This window comes from Micromonospora sp. ATLC16 (assembly GCF_057196645.1).
Map to the genome: position 1 here is coordinate 1 of NZ_JBXUOW010000018.1, position 16,099 is coordinate 16,099.

Below are 16,099 nucleotides of genomic sequence, written 5' to 3' on the forward strand. Positions count from 1 at the left end.
CAGGTCCACCCAGCGCCACGCGGCCAGGGCGGTGGCCGCGCCCGCGGCGGCGGCCCAGGCCGCGTCGGCGAGACCGATCCCGGCGTACGGGGTCAGCACCGCCGTCGCGCCGCCGAGCCCACCGGCCAGGACGCTCCACCGGCGGGCGGAGCCGCGCAACCTGCTCAGCCGGCGGAAATACCGGGTGCGCTCGTCCGCTGCCACCGTCGCCTCCTCGATTCTCCGCTCAGCCGGCGGCCGTGGTGTCGCCGGTGCCGCGCTCACGGCTCATGCTGGCGCGGATCTCGTCGAGCCGGGCCACTCCCGGATCGGCAGTGGCCGGCTGGTCGGTGACCGCACCACGGTCAGCGCCCGTGCCGAGCTGCTCGCCGGCCATGCCGGCGCGGATCTGGTCCAGCCGGGCGGAGCCGGCCGTGTCCAGCGTCGCCTTCTGGATCTCCAGCATCCGACCCTCGGTCGAGTTGCCGGCCAGTTCGGCGCGGCCCATGGCGTTGGCGTAGCGACGTTCGATGCGCTCGCGTACCTCGTCGAGGGTGGGGGTGCTGCCGGGAGCGGTGAGCGCCGACATCGACTCCAGCGAGGCGGCGACGCTCTCCTGCATCTTGGCCTGCTCCAGCTGGCTGAGCAGCTTGGCGCGCTCGGCGAGCTTCTGCTGAAGGATCATGGAGTTGTTCTCCACCGCCCGGCGGGCCTGCCCGGCGGCGGCCAGCGCCTGGTCGTGCAGGGTCTTCAGGTCCTCCGCGGACTGTTCGACGTTGACCAACTGGGTGGCCAGGGTCTGCGCGGACTGCTCGTACCGCCCGGCCTCGGTCTCGTCGCCCTTCGCCCGGGCCTGGTCGGCCAGGACCAGCGCCTGGCGGGCGTTCGCCTGCAACCGCTCGACGTCGGACATCTGCCGGGACAGCTTCATCTCCAACTGCCGCTGGTTGCCGATCACGGCGGCGGCCTGCTGAACGAGCGCCTGGTGCTGCCGGTGCGCCTCGTCGATGGCCTGCTGGAGCTGCACCTTCGGGTCGGCGTGCTCGTCGATGCGGGCGCCGAACAGCGCCATCAGGTACTTCCACCCCTTGACGAACGGGTTCGCCATCTCCGCGGTATCCCCTCAATCACGTCGCTGCGCCTGCCCCACCCCCGGGGGAAGCGGCTCGGCTACCGGCGATGGTGGCTCCATCGTCCCAGCCGGGCGCCAACACGGCATCCGTACCGGCGAGAGGGGACGTCCGCGATCAACCCTACGCGGCGGGAGCTACCGCGACCATCGGCCGCGAGGCTCAGGCGGCGCAGACCACGTCCCGGTCGCTGCGGTCGGCGGGCCGGACCCGGGCGCTGCGCAGCGTGGCCTTGAGCGGGGAGCCCTGCCGCACGGAGACGGCGACGTTGCCGTCCGAGGTGACCTGGCGTACGCCCCGGCCGGTGGCCTTGTGCACCGACGCGGCGGGGACCGGCGTCGAATCGGCCGGCTCGTCCTGCACCGGCACCAGCACACCCGGCATCTGTTCGGCGAGCGCGACCGTGTCACTGACCTCGCGCAGTAGCTCGGAGAGACGAGCACCCAGCGCGTCGCAGATCGCCGCGAGCAGCTCGCTGGAGGGCTCCTTATGGCCGCGTTCGATCTCCGACAGGTAGCCCAGGCTGACGTTGGCTGCGGACGACACCTCACGCAGCGTGCGGTGCTGCCCCTGCCGGCGCGCCCGTAGTGCGTCACCGATCACCCGGCGTAGCAGGACCATTCGCACCTCCCCTGAGGGACAAAGTTCGCCCGGCCGACCGGTCTCACGAAAGCACCGGCTGTCGGAGCCTTCCCGCAACCGTACCCGTTGTGCGCCGCCACGACATCCCGCCCCGCCCGGTCGTCCCACGGTCGCCGCCGGCAGCGGGGTCAGGTCGGAGCCTGGATATGGTCGGCCAGCAGCCGCAGAGCCTCGGTCACGGCCGCACCCCGCACCTGGTCGCGACCACCGTCGAGGCTCAGTTGCCGCACCTCGGTGCCGTCCGGGCCGGCCACTGCGACGAAGACCAGGCCGACCGGCTTGCCGGCCTGAGGTTCCGGTCCGGCCACACCGGTGGTGGCCAGACTCCAGTCGGCGCCACAGCGTCGCCGTCCCCCCTCGGCGAGCGCCTTCGCCACGTCGGCATCGACCGGTCCACGCTCCGCCAGCAGCTGCGCCGGCACGTCGGCCAACCGTTGCTTCAACTCGGTGGCGTAGACCACCAGCCCACCCCGGTAGACGACGCTCGCCCCGGCGATCTCCACGACCGTGGCGGCCAGCAGGCCCCCGGTCAGCGACTCGACGGTGGCGAACGTCTCCCGCCGATCGGCGAGGCGGCGCACCACGCCCGCCGCCGCGGCGCCCATCGATCCCTCGCCCTCGCATACACCCATGATCTGCATCCTTGCCGGCGCGGGCGTGATCCACGCGTCGCAACGCCGGTGGCCGGTCGTCAGCCCTGGGTACGACGCAGCCGGGTGGCCCGGGCGATGTAGTCCAGCCCGGTGACGAGGGTGACCGCGACCGCCGCGCCCATGATCCACGGACCGATCGGGGTCAGGGCGGCCGGCATCGGCCACAGGTACCAGGTGATGGCCAGCACCTGGAGGGCGGTCTTGATCTTTCCTCCCCGACTGGCGGCGATCACGCCGCGCCGGATCACCCAGAACCTCAGGGCGGTGATCCCCAGCTCCCGGGCCAGGATGACCGTCGTCACCCACCAGGGCAACCGGTCGTACCAGGACAACAGCAGCAGGGCGGCGCCGGTGAGAGCCTTGTCGGCGATCGGGTCGGCCACCTTTCCCACGGCGGTGACCAGCGCGAACCTCCGGGCGATCCACCCGTCTACCAGATCCGTCACCGAGGCCACGGCGAAGATCACGCAGGCGATGACCTGCCATCCAGCGTGCGTCATCCCCGACATGACCACCGAGGCGGCGAAGACCGGTACGAGCGCCAGCCGCAGCGCGGTCAGAGCGTTCGCGGCGTTGACCACGGGTACCCGGGCCACCACCGGCACCGGGGGCGACTCCGTCGCCCCGGTCATCGAATCGCCCCGCTCCGGTGGCGCACCCGGCACCGCACCTCGTGCCTCCTCCGCCTCGTCCCAGCCCACCGTCACCGCGCCGCGTCGGGCGCGGCGGAGATCATCTCATCCGGCACGGCGAGCAGGTCGACGCCCTCGGTACCGGTCACCGTGGCGCGGACGAGGTCTCCCGGGCGCAGCGCGGCCAGGTCGACGCCGCCGCGGTCGGGGGCGACCAGGGTGGTCGACCCGTCCACCTCCGGCGCCTGGTGGGCGGCCCGTCCCTCGACAGCCCCTTCGTCGACCGAGTCGACGAGCACCTCCACCGTCGAGCCGAGGCGGTCCTCGGCCCGCTGCGAACACAGCTCGTCGGCGAGCGCGCTGAGCCTGTCGTACCGGCGTTTGATGGTGGCGGCGGAGACCTTGCCCGGCAGTCCGGCAGCCTCGGTGCCGTCCTCGTCGCTGTAGTCGAAGACGCCGATCGCGTCGAGCCGGGCCTCGGTGAGGAACCGCACCAGCTCGTCGACGTCGCCCCGGGTCTCGCCGGGGAACCCGACGATGAAGTTGCTGCGCGCCCCCGCCTCCGGTGCCAGTTGCCGGGCGGTGGCGAGCAGTTCCAGGAAACGGTCGGTGGAGCCGAAACGACGCATCCGGCGCAGCACCGGCTCGCTGGAGTGCTGGAACGACAGGTCGAAGTACGGTGCCACCCCCGGCGTGCCGGCGATCGCCTCGATCAGCCCGGGCCGGGTCTCGGCGGGCTGGAGGTAGCTGGCCCGCACCCGCACGATGCCATCGACGGCGGCGAGCTGGGGCAGCAGCTTCTCCAGCGCGCGCGGGTCGCCCAGGTCCTTGCCGTAGGAGGTCGAGTTCTCGCTGACCAGCACGAGTTCCCGGACGCCGCTCTTGGCCAGCCACTCGGCCTCGGCGAGCAACTCGTCCGGGGTACGCGAGACGAAGGCACCCCGGAAGGCGGGGATGGCGCAGAACGCGCAGCGCCGGTCGCAGCCGCTGGCCAGCTTGAGCGAGGCCACCGGTCCGCTGTCCAACCGGCGACGCAGCACCGTACGCAGGTGGGCCGGTGTGTGCTCGTCGACGTCGACGCCGCGGCCGTGCCCGGGCAGGGAGACTGCGCTGTCCCGGCGCGCGACGGGGGTCAGGGGCAGCAGTTCACGCCGGTCGCGGGGGGTGTGCGCGGCAACCTCCCGGCCGGCCACCACCGCGTCCAGCCGAGCGGCGATGTCGGGGTAGTCGTCGAAGCTCAGCACCGCCTGCGCCTCGGGGAGGCTGTCGGCCAGTTCCCGGCCGTACCGCTCGGCCATGCACCCGGCGGCCACCACCTTCGCCCCGGTGTCGGCGGCGGCCAGCAGCGTCTGGATGGAATCCTGCTTGGCCTTCTCCACGAAGCCGCAGGTGTTGACGACCACCACGTCGGCGCCCTCGCCGTCGGTGGTCACCTGCCAGCCGTCGGCGTGCAGGCGGGCGGCCAGTTCCTCCGAGTCGACCTCGTTGCGGGCACAGCCCAGGGTCAGCAGTGCGACCCGGCGACCATCGGGGGAAGGCGAGGAGGTGGCAGACACCATCCGAGGGTACCGGGCGGCGGTGCCCGCACCGGCGACGGCGGTCTGAGCCGGTAGGTCAGACCGCCGTGGCGAGCATCCGGACCACGCGGTCGAGCAGGAAGACCTCGGTGCCGGCCAGACCGACCGAGCAGAAGACCGAGATCTGGTCCGCACCGGTGCGGCCGGGTGCCGTGCCCGCCAGCACCGCGCCCAGGTCGCCCAGCCGCGAGGCGTACGGCGGCAGCGCGGCGAGCATCGGCGGGGCGTACGACCGCGCCTGCGTCACCGAGTCACTGGCCAGCACGGTGGCGGCGTCGAGCAGGTCGGTGCCGAACTCCGCGCGGTCCACCTGCTTGAAGCCGACCGCGTTCACGTGGGTTCCGGGGCTCAGGTCGGCGGCGCTCAGCACCGGTGTCGGGCTGCTGGTGGCCAACACCACCACGTCCCGGTCGCGTACCGCCTCGCGGGCGGTGTCCACCGCGCGGGCCGAGATGCCGAGTTCAGCCCGCACCCGGGCGGCGAACGCCTCCCGACGCACCGTCGAGCGGCTGTGCACGGTCACCTCCCGCAGGCGTCGCACGGCGGCGGCGGCCCAGACCTGGGTCCACGCCTGACCGCCGGCGCCGATCAGGCCGACGGTTGCCGCGTCCTTGCGGGCCAGCACGTTCACCGCCACCCCGCCCAGCGCGCCGGTGCGCCGGGAGCCCAGCTCCTCCCCCACGGCCACGGCCCGTACCGCCCCGGTCCGCCCGTCGTGCAGCACCACCACCTGCCCGGTCTCCGGGTGTCCGAACGTGTCGTACGCCCGGTATCCGTACCACTGCCCGACCAGGTGCCCGGCGGTGAGCACCATCCGGCCGGCGCCGAGCGACGCGGCGGCCCGGGGCGGGGCGACGAGCCGCCCGTGGTACGCGGCGAGCAGGGCCTGACGCATCGCGTCGACCGAGGTCGCTGCGTCCAGCACCGCGGCGACCTCCCGATCGGAGATGAGCACGGTCACGGCTCCATTGTGAAGCTTGAAGCAGGCTTGAGTTCCATCCCGGGTGATCCGTCTCACCCGGACGGCCCGGCACCCGATGGCCTGGCTCGTGTTGGTGCTCTCCAAACTGCTCGAAACGGCCTGGGCCATCGCCCTGGACCACTCCGCCGGCTCCACCCGACCCGTCGCCTCGGTGGTCTTCGCGGTCACGCTGGTGCTGAGCATGGCCGGCCTGGCGTACGCGCTGCGGGAGATCCCGGTCGGCACCGGCTACGCCGTGTGGGTCGGCATCGGCGCGGTCGGCACCGCCGTCGTCGGCATGGTGGCGCTCGGCGAACCGGCCAACCTGCCCCGCCTGCTCAGCCTGCTGCTGGTGGTGGCCGGTGTGATCGGCCTCAAGCTGTTCCACTGAGGCGCGTTGATCTCGGACGTGTGGGCGGTGGGGCGTGACTTACGTCCGCAGTGGGTAGAGATCCAGGCAGCAGACCTGAGACTCGTCCCCTGGAGGAAGACATGGCCACCGGCACCGTCCGCTCGACCAGCGCCGCCCGCATCTGCACCATCGTGGGTTTCGTGTGCGCGGTACTCGCGCTACTGCTCAACCCAATCCTCTTCGGAGTCATCGGTCTGGTCCTCGGCGTCGTCGGCGCGGTGCTCGGCGACAAGCCGCTCGGCTGGTACGCCGCCGCGGCGAACGTGGTCGCCATGGTGCTGAGCATGCTGGTCCTCAGCGCACTCTGATCCCGGCTACCTCAACGGCCCGCCGCGCTTAGCGGCGGGCCGTTGCCATGGCCTGTCCCGCTCCACCACGGCCCGTTCCGTCCCTCGTCCCCACGTCGCCGATCAGGACCCGGTTGCCGTTGCCCGACTGCCGTCAGCGAAACGTCGGCTCAGGCATCGCCGCCCCGCAGGCCCTCCAGGACCTCTTCCAGCTCGTCCGGCTTGACCAGCACGTCACGCGCCTTGGAGCCCTCCGACGGACCGACCACGCCCCGGGTCTCCATCAGGTCCATCAGCCGGCCCGCCTTGGCGAAGCCGACCCGCAACTTGCGTTGCAGCATCGAGGTCGAGCCGAACTGTGAGGTGACCACCAGCTCGACCGCCTGCATCAGCAGGTCCAGGTCGTCGCCGATATCCTCGTCGATCTTCTTCTTGCTGTCCTGCGCGGGGGTCAGCACGTCCGGACGGAACTCCGGCTCGCGCTGGTCCTTGCAGAACTTGACCACATCGTTGATCTCGCGCTCGGTGACCCAGGCGCCCTGGATCCGCACCGGCTTCGAGGCGCCCATCGGCAGGAACAGCCCGTCGCCCCGGCCGAGCAGCTTCTCCGCGCCCGGCTGGTCGAGGATGACCCGGGAGTCGGCCAGGGACGAGGTGGCGAACGCCAGCCGGGACGGCACGTTGGCCTTGATCAGGCCGGTCACCACGTCGACCGAGGGCCGTTGGGTGGCGAGCACCAGGTGAATGCCGGCGGCCCGGGCCAACTGCGTGATCCGCACGATCGAGTCCTCGACATCGCGGGGGGCGACCATCATCAGGTCGGCCAACTCGTCCACGATCACCAGCAGGTACGGGTACGGGCGCATCTCGCGCTCGCTGCCCGGTGGCGCCTTGATCTCGCCGTTGCGCACCTTGCGGTTGAAGTCGTCGATGTGCCGGACCCCGTTCGCGGCGAGGTCGTCGTAGCGCATGTCCATCTCGCGGACGACCCAATCCAGCGAGTCGGCCGCCTTCTTGGCGTTGGTCACGATCGGGGTGACCAGGTGCGGGATCCCCTCGTAACCGGTCATCTCGACCCGCTTCGGGTCGATCAGCAGCAGCCGCACCTCGTCCGGCGTGGCTCGGGTCAGGATGGACATAAGTAGGGAATTGAGGCAGCTCGACTTGCCGGCGCCGGTGGCCCCCGCGATCAGGATGTGCGGCATCTTCGCCAGGTTGGCCACCACGTAGCCACCCTCGATGTCCTTGCCGAGGGCGACCACCATCGGATGGTGGTCGCTGGTGGCGGCACGCGAGCGCAGCACGTCACCGAGGGCGACGTTCTCCGGGTCGGTGTTCGGGATCTCCACGCCCACCGCGCTCTTGCCCGGGATCGGGCTCAGGATGCGTACGTCCGGGGACTTCACCGCGTACGCGATGTTGCGGGAGAGCTGGGTGATCCGCTCGACCTTGACGCCATGTCCCAGCTCGACCTCGTAGCGGGTCACGGTCGGCCCCCGGGTGAAGCCGGTCACCGCCGCGTCGACGTCGAACTGATCGAAGACGCCGGTCAGCGCGGCGATCACTTCGTCGTTCGCCTTGCTGCGGGTCTTCGGGGCGGCCCCGCTGCCGAGCATGTTCGACGGGGGCAGCGTGTAGTCGCCGGCCAGGCCGGTCAGCGCGAGCTGCTCGGCCCGGGTCGGCGCGGGCGAGTGCTCCGGTGGCTCGGCGGGCCTGCGGCTGGCCGGCACCCGGGACGGCGCCTTGCGCGGCAGGACCATTGTCTCCTGCAGGTCCGCGCCGTCCAGGTCGTCGAACTCGTCCGGGTCGGCCGGTGGCGCCGCCCGCTTGGTCGGACGCCGACGAGTCGGCGTCGCAGGGGCCTCCGCCGGCTCCGTCTCGTCCTGCCCGACCACCCCGCCGGCCAGGAGGCCGAGCCGCTCGGGGATCTTGTTGATCGGCGTCGCGGTGACCACCAGCAGCCCGAACACCAGCAGCAGGACCAGCAACGGCACCGCCACCCAGGCGGTGACCGCGTGCTCCAGCACGCTGCCCACGCCCGCGCCGATCAGGCCACCGGCGAAGTCGCGCTCGCCCGGGCCGGCCGGCTGCTGGCCGATGTGCAGCAGCGCCGCGGTGGAGACCAACATGGACCCCCAACCGACCAGCCCGCGCCCCCGGTGCTCGGGGTCGTCGGGCTGACGCATCAGCCGCCAGGCGCCGATGCCCAGCAGCACCGGCACCACGATGGAGATCGCCCCGAGGAAGAGCCGCACCGTGTCGGCCAGTCGGGCACCGACCGGACCGGCCGCCGAGAACCAGATCGCGCCCGCACCGAGCAGGGCGAGACCGATCAGCAGCAGGCCGGCTCCGTCGCGGCGGTGCTCCGGGTCGAGATCGCGGGCCGAGGCGGCCTGCCGACCCGCCGCGCGCACCGCCCAGCCGACCCCGTGGGCCAGCCCCATCCACAGTGCCTGGATCGCCCGGCCGACGTACGCGGCCGGGCCCGGCCCCCTCGTCGAGGGGCGGGGCCCCACCGGCGCCCCGGTCTTCTTGGCCGGCTGGCGGGCACGACTGTTCGTGCTGCCACGCGGCGACGCGCCGCGCCGCCGACTCGCCTGAGGGGTACGGCCCGCCATAGCATCACCGTAACGGCGGGCCGGGTGATCGGCCGGTCATCCTGGTCGCTCCGCGTGTCGCAGCGCGGTCCCTGCCGCCTGCCGTGATATTCGCCTCACGAGGGAGCGTCCGATGGGGTCGCCGGAATTCGAGGACCGTGCCGGCGACCCGTTGGCGGGCCATCCGTCGACGCTGCGACCGCTGACCCGGGAACTCGTCGCCGCCGTGCTGAACAACCGGGGTCACACCGTCGCCGGCGACGCCGACGGTGCGTTGGTGGGCAGGTGGGCGCAGGGGCACATCTGGTTCCTCCGCGCCGGAGACGCCGGTGAACTGCTCCAGGTGCGTACCGTCGCGGCGCCCGCCTTCGCGGTCCAGGACGTGCCGTGGCTGCACGACTTCTGCAACACCTGGAACCGTGACCGGTTCTGGCCGAAGGCGTTCGTGCACGTCGACGACGCCGGTCAGGCCCGGGTCTGCGGCGAGGTCATCACCGATCTGGAGCGGGGCGTCACCGCGCACCAACTGGAACGGCTGCTCGACCGGGGCATCTCGGCCGGTTGTCGGCTGGCCGACGAGGTGGGCCGGCTCGCGGGGACGGGGCACCCGTGACCGGGCCGGTCCCCGGCGCCCGCCGGAGCCGCAGCCGAGCGCGAGGCGCCGCCGGTCCGGCCGATGGCGTACGCGCCGACCACCGGATCGCCGCCGCCCTCGCCGATGCGAGGGACATGCCCGACGGCGAGGTGCGCGTCGGCGAGTTGGAACGGGTCGCCGCTCTCGCCGAGGCGGACGGCGATCGGCGTACCGCGCTGAGCGCCTGGTCCGAGCTGGTCGAGACGCACCTGCGCGGCGGCGAACGGTGGCGGCTGTTCGAGCCGGTCCGGCGTTGCCTGCGGGCGGCGGAGCCGGACGACGACAGGTTGCGCCGCTACCGGCGGTACGCCGTCGAGGCGCTGCTCGGCACCCCCCGCATCAGTCTCGACCAGGCTCGCGGCGTACTGAACGGACTCGCCGAGGAAGGCGGCGAGGCGAACGCGGCGCTGGTGGCCCAGTTGCGGTGCCGGATCGCCGATCACGTGGGCGACGAGCCCGCCGCCCGCCGCTGGCTGGCACGTTGGCGGGCCGGGGCACCCGACCCGGCTGCCGGCTGCCCCGACTGCCTGCCGGTGCGACAGGCGGAACTGCTGGCCGGCTGGGGTGACCGGGCGGCGGCGCTCGAATTGCTCGATCCCCTGCTCGACGCGCCGGCCGGCTGCACCGCCCAGCCGGAGGCGGCCCTGACCGCGGCGCTGCTGCCCTGGCTGCGGGCGGGCCACGCACGGCGGGCTGGGCAGGCGCACGTGCGGGCGTACCGGCGGCACCGGACGGAACCCGACGGGTTCGGCCATCTCGCCACCCACCTGCGCTTCTGTGCACTGGGCGGGCACCTCGATCGCGGTGTGGAGATCGTCGTCGAGCAGTTGCCCCGGCTGGACCGACCGCACGATGATCTGTCCGTGCTGGAGTTCGCCGCGGCGGGGGCGCTGGTCTGCGCGCTGGCGGGCGAGATGACCACGGATCGGGCGGTCCGCCGACCGGCGTACGGTGGACGGCCGGCCGCCGAGGTCACGGTGGGTCAGCTCGGTGCCGAACTGCTCGCCGTCGCGACCACGCTGGCCGGTAGTTTCGACGCCCGCAACGGCACCGGCCACCAGTCCGGCCGGATCGCCGCCTGGCTGGCCGAGCGTCCGCTCGTCCCGCCGGTGCCGCTGCCGGACGACGAGGAGTTCGAGTCGGCCGACGGGTTCGCCACGGACGGCGTTCCCGGCCCCGGAAACCTGCCGGGGGCAGACAGCGGGGCCGCCGAGCTGGCCGCGGACGAGATCGGCACCCTGACCGTGTCGATGATCACCGATACGTTGGACCGGCGGGGTGACGACTACACCGTCGACGTCGCCGGCACGGTGCTGGGACGCTGGGACGACGCGGTGATCCAGTTCCGGCGGGCCGGCGAACGCCACGACATCCTGCACGCCCGGGTGGTGGCCGGGCGTCGGCTGGCGGCGACCCGGCGCACCGAGGCGTTCGCCTTCTGCAACGCCTGGAACCGGGACCGGCTGCTCCCCAAGGCGTACGTGCACGACCCGGGCGACGGTGCGCTGGTGCTGGCCGGCGAGTCGACCACAGACCTGGCGTACGGTGTCGCCCCGGATCAGGTCGCGGTGCTGGTCGACGCGGCCGTCCGCACCGGTGTCGCGTACGCGGCGGCGGTCGCCGCCCTGCCCTGACCCGGCCGGGTGCGGAACGGCGCCCGGCCGGGTGGGCGGATCAGCGCCGGCCGCTCAGAGCGCGGAAGTTCCGCGTGGTGAGCAGCGTCAGGTTGTTGCGCTGGAGGATCTCGTTGACCGGCTGATAGAACGTGGTGCCACCGCGAACGCAGTCGCCGGATCCACCGGAGGTCACGCCCTGCGCCTGGTTGCCGGAGATCCATGAGCCACCGGAGTCACCGGGCTCGGCGCAGACGTTGGTCCGCACCAACCCGCTGACCAGCCCTTCCGGGTAGCGGACGGTGACGTTGCGGGCCTGCACCGTGCCGCAGCTGACTCCGGTGGTGGAGCCGGAGCGGCAGATCGACGAACCGACCGGCACCTCCTGCGAACCGGCCACCCGGGCCACCCCGCCCCGGAAGTCGGTCACCTCCGGCAGCACCCTGGTGTTGTTGTTGACCTGCACGAAGGCCCAGTCGTCACCGGGGAAGGACGAGGCCCGGAAGACGCCCTGCGGCGCCCGGTCGGCACCCGTGGTGCGGGCACCCACCCGCCCGCAGTGGCCCGCGGTGACGAAGCCACCGACCACCGCGAAGCCGACCGAGCAACGGCCGCTGCCGATGAAGTAGGGCTCACCGCCGCGTACGTCGGCGAAGAGTCGGGGCTGTTCCTCGGTGGCCATCCGCACCGCGGTTCGCGGCACGCCGGCACGGGCCACGAAACGCCACCCGGCCGCTTCCGCGCCCGGCTCGGCGAGCACCACCACGTTGTTCGAGGCGACGTCGACGTACCAGCCGGAGACCTGCTGGGCGCGGGCGGCGGTACGGTCCATCCGCGTCTTGAGGGTGTCGAGCTGGCGTACCCCACGCTCGACCACCTTCGGAACCGCCCCGGCGGCCCGGACCCGCTGCGCCTGTGCCTCGTCGGCGACCGCCACGTTGAGTTCGCTGCCGTCGGCGCTGAGCCAGCTGCCGCCGTAGGCCGCGCCGAGATCCGCCCGGAGCTGGTCGACCACCCCGGAGGCCCAGCGTTCGGTCTTCAGTCGGGCGGCCACCTGCGACTCGTCCAGCCGCAGGTCCCGGCGCATCGCCTCGACCACGTCCGGGTCGGCGCCCTCGACCACCCCGCGGGTCGGTGCGCCGACCGGCGCGCCACCGTCACCGGCGAACGACGGCAGGGCGACGGCCGCCGCCGCGCCCACGGCCGCCACCACGACACCGATGGCTGTCAATCGTCTGCGGTCCATCCGCCATGCTCCTCCCGGCTGGCGCGGTCACGCCTGCCGGCTCGGAGTACGGGCAAAAGGCGCGATCGGTTGAACTCGCACCCGACAAATCGATTTGCCGACGCCGATGGGCCACCACCCGCCGGGTGTGGTGGCCCACCGGAATCGGTCCGGTACGCCCGGTGCTCAGACCTCGACCACGGTAGGAACGATCATCGGACGTCGACGGTAGGCGTCGTTGACCCAGCGGCCCACGGTGCGCCGGACGATCTGCTGAAGCTGGTGCGGGTCGGTGATCCCGTCCGCGGCGGCACGGTTGAGCGCCTCGGTCACCAGCGGGATCACCGCGTTGAACGCCGCCGGGTCCTCGGAGAAGCCCTTGGCCGAGACGGTCGGGCCGGCGACCACCTTGCCGGTGACCGAGTCCACCACGACGGTCGTGGCGATGAAGCCACCGTCGCCGAGGATGCGCCGTTCGGTGAGCAGTGACTCGCTGACGTCGCCGACGGCCAGGCCGTCGACGTAGACGTAGCGGCTCTTGACGTGCCCGACCAGGCTGGCCCGCCCCTCGACCAGGTCGACCACGTCGCCGTCCTCGCAGAGCACCACCCGGTCCGCCGCCACGCCGGACTCGATGCCCAACCGGGCATGCGCGCGCAGGTGCCGCCACTCACCGTGCACCGGCATCAGATTGCTGGGCCGGACCACGTTGAGCAGGTAGAGCAGTTCCCCGGCCGGGGCGTGCCCGGAGACGTGCACCTTCGCCACGTCCTTGTGCACGACCACCGCGCCGGCCCGGGCCAGCCGGTTGATCACCCGGTAGACGGAGGTCTCGTTGCCCGGCACCAGCGACGAGGCGAGCACCACCGTGTCACCGGGTGCGACGGTGATGTGCCGGTGATCCCCGCTGGCCATCCGGCCCAGGGCGCTCATCGGCTCGCCCTGCGATCCGGTGGACATCAGCACGATCTGTTCGGGCGGCATCGAGGTCGCCTCGTCGAGACCGACGACCAGACCGGGTGGGATGTTCAACAGACCCAGATCCCGTGCGATGCCCATGTTGCGGACCATCGACCGGCCGATCAGGGCGACCTTGCGGCCGTGCTCGACCGCCGAGTCGAAGACCTGCTGCACCCGGTGCACGTGGGAGGCGAACGAGGCGACGATGATCCGGCCCCGAGCCTTGGCGAAGATCGCGTCGAGGACCGGACCGATCTCCCGTTCGGGCGTGACGAAGCCCGGGATCTCCGCGTTCGTGGAGTCGGACAGCAGCAGGTCCACGCCCTCGGCACCGAGCCGGGCGAAGCCGGCCAGGTCGGTGATCCGGCCGTCCAGCGGCAACTGGTCCATCTTGAAGTCACCGGTGTGCAGCACCAGCCCGGCCGGGGTCCGGATGGCCACCGCGAGCGCGTCGGGAATCGAGTGGTTCACGGCGAAGAACTCGCACTCGAACGGGCCGAGCCGCTCCCGGCCCCCCTCCCGCACGGTCAGCGTGTACGGCTGGATGCGCCGCTCGGCCAGCTTCGCCTCCACCAGCGCGAGGGTGAACTGCGAGCCGACCAGCGGGATGTCGGGCTTGTGTGCGAGCAGGTAGGGCACCGCGCCGATATGGTCCTCGTGACCGTGCGTCAGCACGATCGCCTGGATGTCGCCGAGCCGGTCGAGGATCGGTCCGAAGTCCGGCAGGATCAGGTCGACACCGGGCTGTTCCACGTCCGGGAAGAGCACGCCGCAGTCGACGACCAAGAGCTTGCCGTCGTACTCGAATACGGTCATGTTCCGGCCGATGGCGCCGAGCCCGCCGAGCGGCATGATCCGCAGTCCGCCCTCCGGCAGCGGCGGTGGAAGTTGGGCCTCCTCGTTGTGCGCCTCGGTCACGCGTTCACCTCATTCTGCGACGCCGTCACTCGACGTCCGTCGTGTCGTTTGATCATTCAGGGAGCGGTAGGCCCGCCGCCGCGCAGTCGGCGCGTAGCTGGGCGATCTCGCCAGCGGTAGCGTCCACCAGCGGTGGACGGACCGACCCGCCCGGCAGGCCCTGCGCTGCCAGGCCAGCCTTGACCAGGATCACACCCTGAGTACGGAAGATCCCCGTGTACAGAGGTAGCAACCGGCGGTGCAGCGCCAGCGCGGTGGCCGTGTCCCCCGTGTCGTACGCCTCGATCATCCGCTTGGTCTCGGCGCCGGTGAAGTGCGTAGAGGTGCCCACCACACCGACGCAGCCGACGGCCAGAGCGGGCAGGGTGAGCGCGTCCTCACCGCTGTAGTACGCCAGCTCGGCCCGGCTGGTCACCCAACTCGTCGCCGTCAGGTCGCCCTTGGCGTCCTTGACCGCGACGATGCGGCCGTGCTCGGCGAGCTGCACCAGGGTCTCGGTCTCGATCGCCACACCGGAGCGGTGCGGAATGTCGTAGAGCATCACCGGCAGCCCGGTGGCGTCGGCCACCGCGGTGAAATGGCGTAGCAGACCGGCCTGCGGCGGCTTGTTGTAGTACGGAGTGACCACCAGCAGCCCGTGCGCACCGGCCTTCTCCGCCAAGGTCGCCAGCTCGATGGTGTGTCGGGTGTCGTTGGTGCCGACCCCCGCCACCACCCGGGCCCGGTCGCCGACCGCCTCCACCACGACCCGGATCAGGCGGTCCTTCTCGGCGTCGGTGGTGGTCGGTGACTCGCCGGTGGTGCCGTTGACCACCAACGCGTCGTTGCCCTGCTCCGCGACCAGATGATCCGCCAGCCGTGCCGCGCCGTCGAGGTCGAGCGCCCCGTCGGCGGTGAACGGGGTCACCATGGCCGTGAGCACCCGACCGAACGGGCGCGAGGCCGTTCGAACCGGACCGTCAAGGTGGTCGTGCGTCATGGTGACAACCTATCGGACGGCCGACGGCCGGCCACCGGGGAAGGGGCTCACCACCCCCGGGCGAGCAGCCGCACGCCCCGTTCAGGACACCTGGGCGTACCGGCTCTGCGCCACCTCCGTGCCGTCGGGCAGCGTCGAGATGGTGAAGTCGGCGAAGACGTTCGGCGCCACCCGCTGCAACTGCCGGAGGCATTCCACCGCCAGCTCACGGATCTCCACGTCGGCTTGCTCGGTGGCGCGCATACCGACGAAGTGCCGCCAGGCCCGGTAGTTGCCGGTCACCACGATGCGGGTCTCGGTGGCGTTCGGCAGCACCGCGCGGGCCGCCTGGCGGGCCTGCTTGCGCCGCAGGGTCGGGTTCGCCACGTCGGCGAAGCGCCGCTCCAGCTCCTCCAGCAGGTCGTTGTAGGCCCGTACGCTCGCCTCGGCGGCCTCGACGAACCGCTTGTGCAGCTCCGGGTCCTCGGCGATGACGGTCGGCTCCACCATCGCGGCGTCCCGCTCCGGCACGTACCGCTGCGACAGCTGGGAGTACGAGAGGTGCCGGTGCCGGATCAGCTCATGGGTGAACGAGCGGGACACGCCGGTGAAGTAGAAGCTCACCGAGCCGTGCTCCAGCACCGAGAGGTGGTCGACCTCCAGAATGTGTGCCAGGTAGCCGGCGTTCGTGGCCGTCGCCGGGTTCGGCTTCTTCCAGCTCTGGTAGCAGGCCCGTCCGGCGAACTCCGCCAGCGCCTGCCCCCCGTCGGCATCGGTCGACCACGGCACGTCCTCCGGCGGATCGAAGTGGGTCCACGCAATCAACCTGACCTGGGGCTGCACCATCTCCGGCATGCCTGGGACTGTAGCCGACCGGGCAGCGGGTAGCGGCCGGCGGGCCGGACGCGAACAGATTTGAGC

15 protein-coding genes and 1 pseudogene are annotated in these 16,099 nt (G+C 72.2%); 4 read left to right on the top strand and 12 right to left on the bottom strand.

Annotated elements, in window-relative coordinates:
* The 7 genes and pseudogenes from AC2CHE_RS10280 to AC2CHE_RS10310 form a co-directional block, all read right to left on the bottom strand.
* Positions 1-204, bottom strand: a pseudogene (locus tag AC2CHE_RS10280) (phage shock envelope stress response protein PspM); the annotation flags it as partial.
* A gap of 22 nt (positions 205-226) precedes the next feature.
* Positions 227-1,087: a PspA/IM30 family protein gene (locus tag AC2CHE_RS10285; protein ID WP_484504673.1), complete on the bottom strand. Its 861-nt coding sequence runs from the start codon at positions 1,085-1,087 to the stop codon at positions 227-229.
* Positions 1,088-1,271: 184 nt separating this feature from the next.
* The gene (locus AC2CHE_RS10290) at positions 1,272-1,730 is read right to left on the bottom strand and encodes a helix-turn-helix domain-containing protein (protein ID WP_484504674.1); all 459 of its coding nucleotides are present in this window, start codon (positions 1,728-1,730) and stop codon (positions 1,272-1,274) included.
* Positions 1,731-1,879: 149 nt separating this feature from the next.
* Positions 1,880-2,383 carry a CinA family protein gene (locus AC2CHE_RS10295; RefSeq protein WP_484504675.1) on the bottom strand — a complete coding sequence of 168 codons (504 nt, stop codon included), beginning with the start codon at positions 2,381-2,383 and terminating at the stop codon, positions 1,880-1,882.
* 59 nt (positions 2,384-2,442) lie between these two features.
* Positions 2,443-3,036, bottom strand: a complete 594-nt coding sequence (gene pgsA, locus AC2CHE_RS10300) for a CDP-diacylglycerol--glycerol-3-phosphate 3-phosphatidyltransferase (RefSeq protein ID WP_484504740.1) — start codon at positions 3,034-3,036, stop codon at positions 2,443-2,445.
* 71 nt (positions 3,037-3,107) lie between these two features.
* Positions 3,108-4,595: a 30S ribosomal protein S12 methylthiotransferase RimO gene (rimO, locus tag AC2CHE_RS10305; RefSeq protein ID WP_484504676.1), complete on the bottom strand. Its 1,488-nt coding sequence runs from the start codon at positions 4,593-4,595 to the stop codon at positions 3,108-3,110.
* A 55-nt stretch (positions 4,596-4,650) separates the two neighbouring features.
* Positions 4,651-5,574 (bottom strand): ornithine cyclodeaminase family protein, encoded by a 924-nt coding sequence (locus tag AC2CHE_RS10310; RefSeq protein WP_484504677.1) that lies wholly within the window; start codon positions 5,572-5,574, stop codon positions 4,651-4,653.
* 76 nt (positions 5,575-5,650) lie between these two features.
* Between AC2CHE_RS10310 and AC2CHE_RS10315 the strand changes: the two genes are divergently transcribed.
* Together AC2CHE_RS10315 and AC2CHE_RS10320 are read left to right on the top strand one after the other, a co-directional pair.
* On the top strand, positions 5,651-5,965 hold the full coding sequence (locus tag AC2CHE_RS10315; protein ID WP_484504741.1) for a DMT family transporter: 315 nt from the start codon (positions 5,651-5,653) through the stop codon (positions 5,963-5,965).
* A gap of 101 nt (positions 5,966-6,066) precedes the next feature.
* A complete protein-coding gene (locus AC2CHE_RS10320) occupies positions 6,067-6,294 on the top strand; it encodes a hypothetical protein (protein ID WP_484504678.1) in 228 nt (75 codons plus the stop codon).
* A gap of 149 nt (positions 6,295-6,443) precedes the next feature.
* On the opposite strand, the gene AC2CHE_RS10325 is transcribed toward AC2CHE_RS10320, so the two are convergent.
* Complete coding sequence (locus AC2CHE_RS10325; RefSeq protein ID WP_484504679.1) at positions 6,444-8,891, bottom strand: FtsK/SpoIIIE family DNA translocase; 2,448 nt, start codon at positions 8,889-8,891, stop codon at positions 6,444-6,446.
* Positions 8,892-9,003: 112 nt separating this feature from the next.
* Between AC2CHE_RS10325 and AC2CHE_RS10330 the strand changes: the two genes are divergently transcribed.
* Both AC2CHE_RS10330 and AC2CHE_RS10335 read left to right on the top strand, forming a co-directional pair.
* Positions 9,004-9,483: a YbjN domain-containing protein gene (locus AC2CHE_RS10330; RefSeq protein ID WP_484504680.1), complete on the top strand. Its 480-nt coding sequence runs from the start codon at positions 9,004-9,006 to the stop codon at positions 9,481-9,483.
* Entirely contained in the window at positions 9,480-11,138 is a 1,659-nt protein-coding gene (locus tag AC2CHE_RS10335) for a YbjN domain-containing protein (RefSeq protein WP_484504681.1), read from the top strand. Before AC2CHE_RS10330 ends, AC2CHE_RS10335 begins: the two co-directional genes overlap by 4 nt.
* A 40-nt stretch (positions 11,139-11,178) precedes the next feature.
* Here AC2CHE_RS10335 and AC2CHE_RS10340 read toward each other — a convergent pair whose 3' ends face one another.
* The 4 genes from AC2CHE_RS10340 to thyX all read right to left on the bottom strand — a co-directional run bounded on the left by AC2CHE_RS10340 (position 11,179) and on the right by thyX (position 16,024).
* Complete coding sequence (locus tag AC2CHE_RS10340; protein WP_484504682.1) at positions 11,179-12,363, bottom strand: S1 family peptidase; 1,185 nt, start codon at positions 12,361-12,363, stop codon at positions 11,179-11,181.
* Positions 12,364-12,528: 165 nt separating this feature from the next.
* The gene (locus AC2CHE_RS10345; RefSeq protein WP_484504683.1) at positions 12,529-14,220 is read right to left on the bottom strand and encodes a ribonuclease J; all 1,692 of its coding nucleotides are present in this window, start codon (positions 14,218-14,220) and stop codon (positions 12,529-12,531) included.
* A 52-nt stretch (positions 14,221-14,272) separates the two neighbouring features.
* Positions 14,273-15,199, bottom strand: coding sequence for a 4-hydroxy-tetrahydrodipicolinate synthase (gene dapA, locus AC2CHE_RS10350; protein ID WP_484504684.1), 927 nt, complete (start codon positions 15,197-15,199; stop codon positions 14,273-14,275).
* A gap of 81 nt (positions 15,200-15,280) precedes the next feature.
* On the bottom strand, positions 15,281-16,024 hold the full coding sequence (gene thyX / locus AC2CHE_RS10355) for an FAD-dependent thymidylate synthase (protein ID WP_484504742.1): 744 nt from the start codon (positions 16,022-16,024) through the stop codon (positions 15,281-15,283).
* Between the last annotated feature and the right edge of the window lie 75 nt (positions 16,025-16,099).

Excerpts from the sequence above, each read along its gene's own strand:
- AC2CHE_RS10285 (WP_484504673.1), bottom strand. The coding sequence starts at position 1,087 with ATGGCGAACCCGTTCGTCAAGGGGTGGAAGTACCTGATGGCGCTGTTC.
- AC2CHE_RS10290 (WP_484504674.1), bottom strand. The coding sequence starts at position 1,730 with ATGGTCCTGCTACGCCGGGTGATCGGTGACGCACTACGGGCGCGCCGG.
- AC2CHE_RS10295 (WP_484504675.1), bottom strand. The coding sequence starts at position 2,383 with ATGGGTGTATGCGAGGGCGAGGGATCGATGGGCGCCGCGGCGGCGGGC.
- pgsA (WP_484504740.1), bottom strand. The coding sequence starts at position 3,036 with ATGACCGGGGCGACGGAGTCGCCCCCGGTGCCGGTGGTGGCCCGGGTA.
- rimO (WP_484504676.1), bottom strand. The coding sequence starts at position 4,595 with ATGGTGTCTGCCACCTCCTCGCCTTCCCCCGATGGTCGCCGGGTCGCA.
- AC2CHE_RS10315 (WP_484504741.1), top strand. The coding sequence starts at position 5,651 with ATGGCCTGGCTCGTGTTGGTGCTCTCCAAACTGCTCGAAACGGCCTGG.
- AC2CHE_RS10320 (WP_484504678.1), top strand. The coding sequence starts at position 6,067 with ATGGCCACCGGCACCGTCCGCTCGACCAGCGCCGCCCGCATCTGCACC.
- AC2CHE_RS10325 (WP_484504679.1), bottom strand. The coding sequence starts at position 8,891 with ATGGCGGGCCGTACCCCTCAGGCGAGTCGGCGGCGCGGCGCGTCGCCG.
- AC2CHE_RS10330 (WP_484504680.1), top strand. The coding sequence starts at position 9,004 with ATGGGGTCGCCGGAATTCGAGGACCGTGCCGGCGACCCGTTGGCGGGC.
- AC2CHE_RS10340 (WP_484504682.1), bottom strand. The coding sequence starts at position 12,363 with ATGGACCGCAGACGATTGACAGCCATCGGTGTCGTGGTGGCGGCCGTG.
- dapA (WP_484504684.1), bottom strand. The coding sequence starts at position 15,199 with ATGACGCACGACCACCTTGACGGTCCGGTTCGAACGGCCTCGCGCCCG.
- thyX (WP_484504742.1), bottom strand. The coding sequence starts at position 16,024 with ATGGTGCAGCCCCAGGTCAGGTTGATTGCGTGGACCCACTTCGATCCG.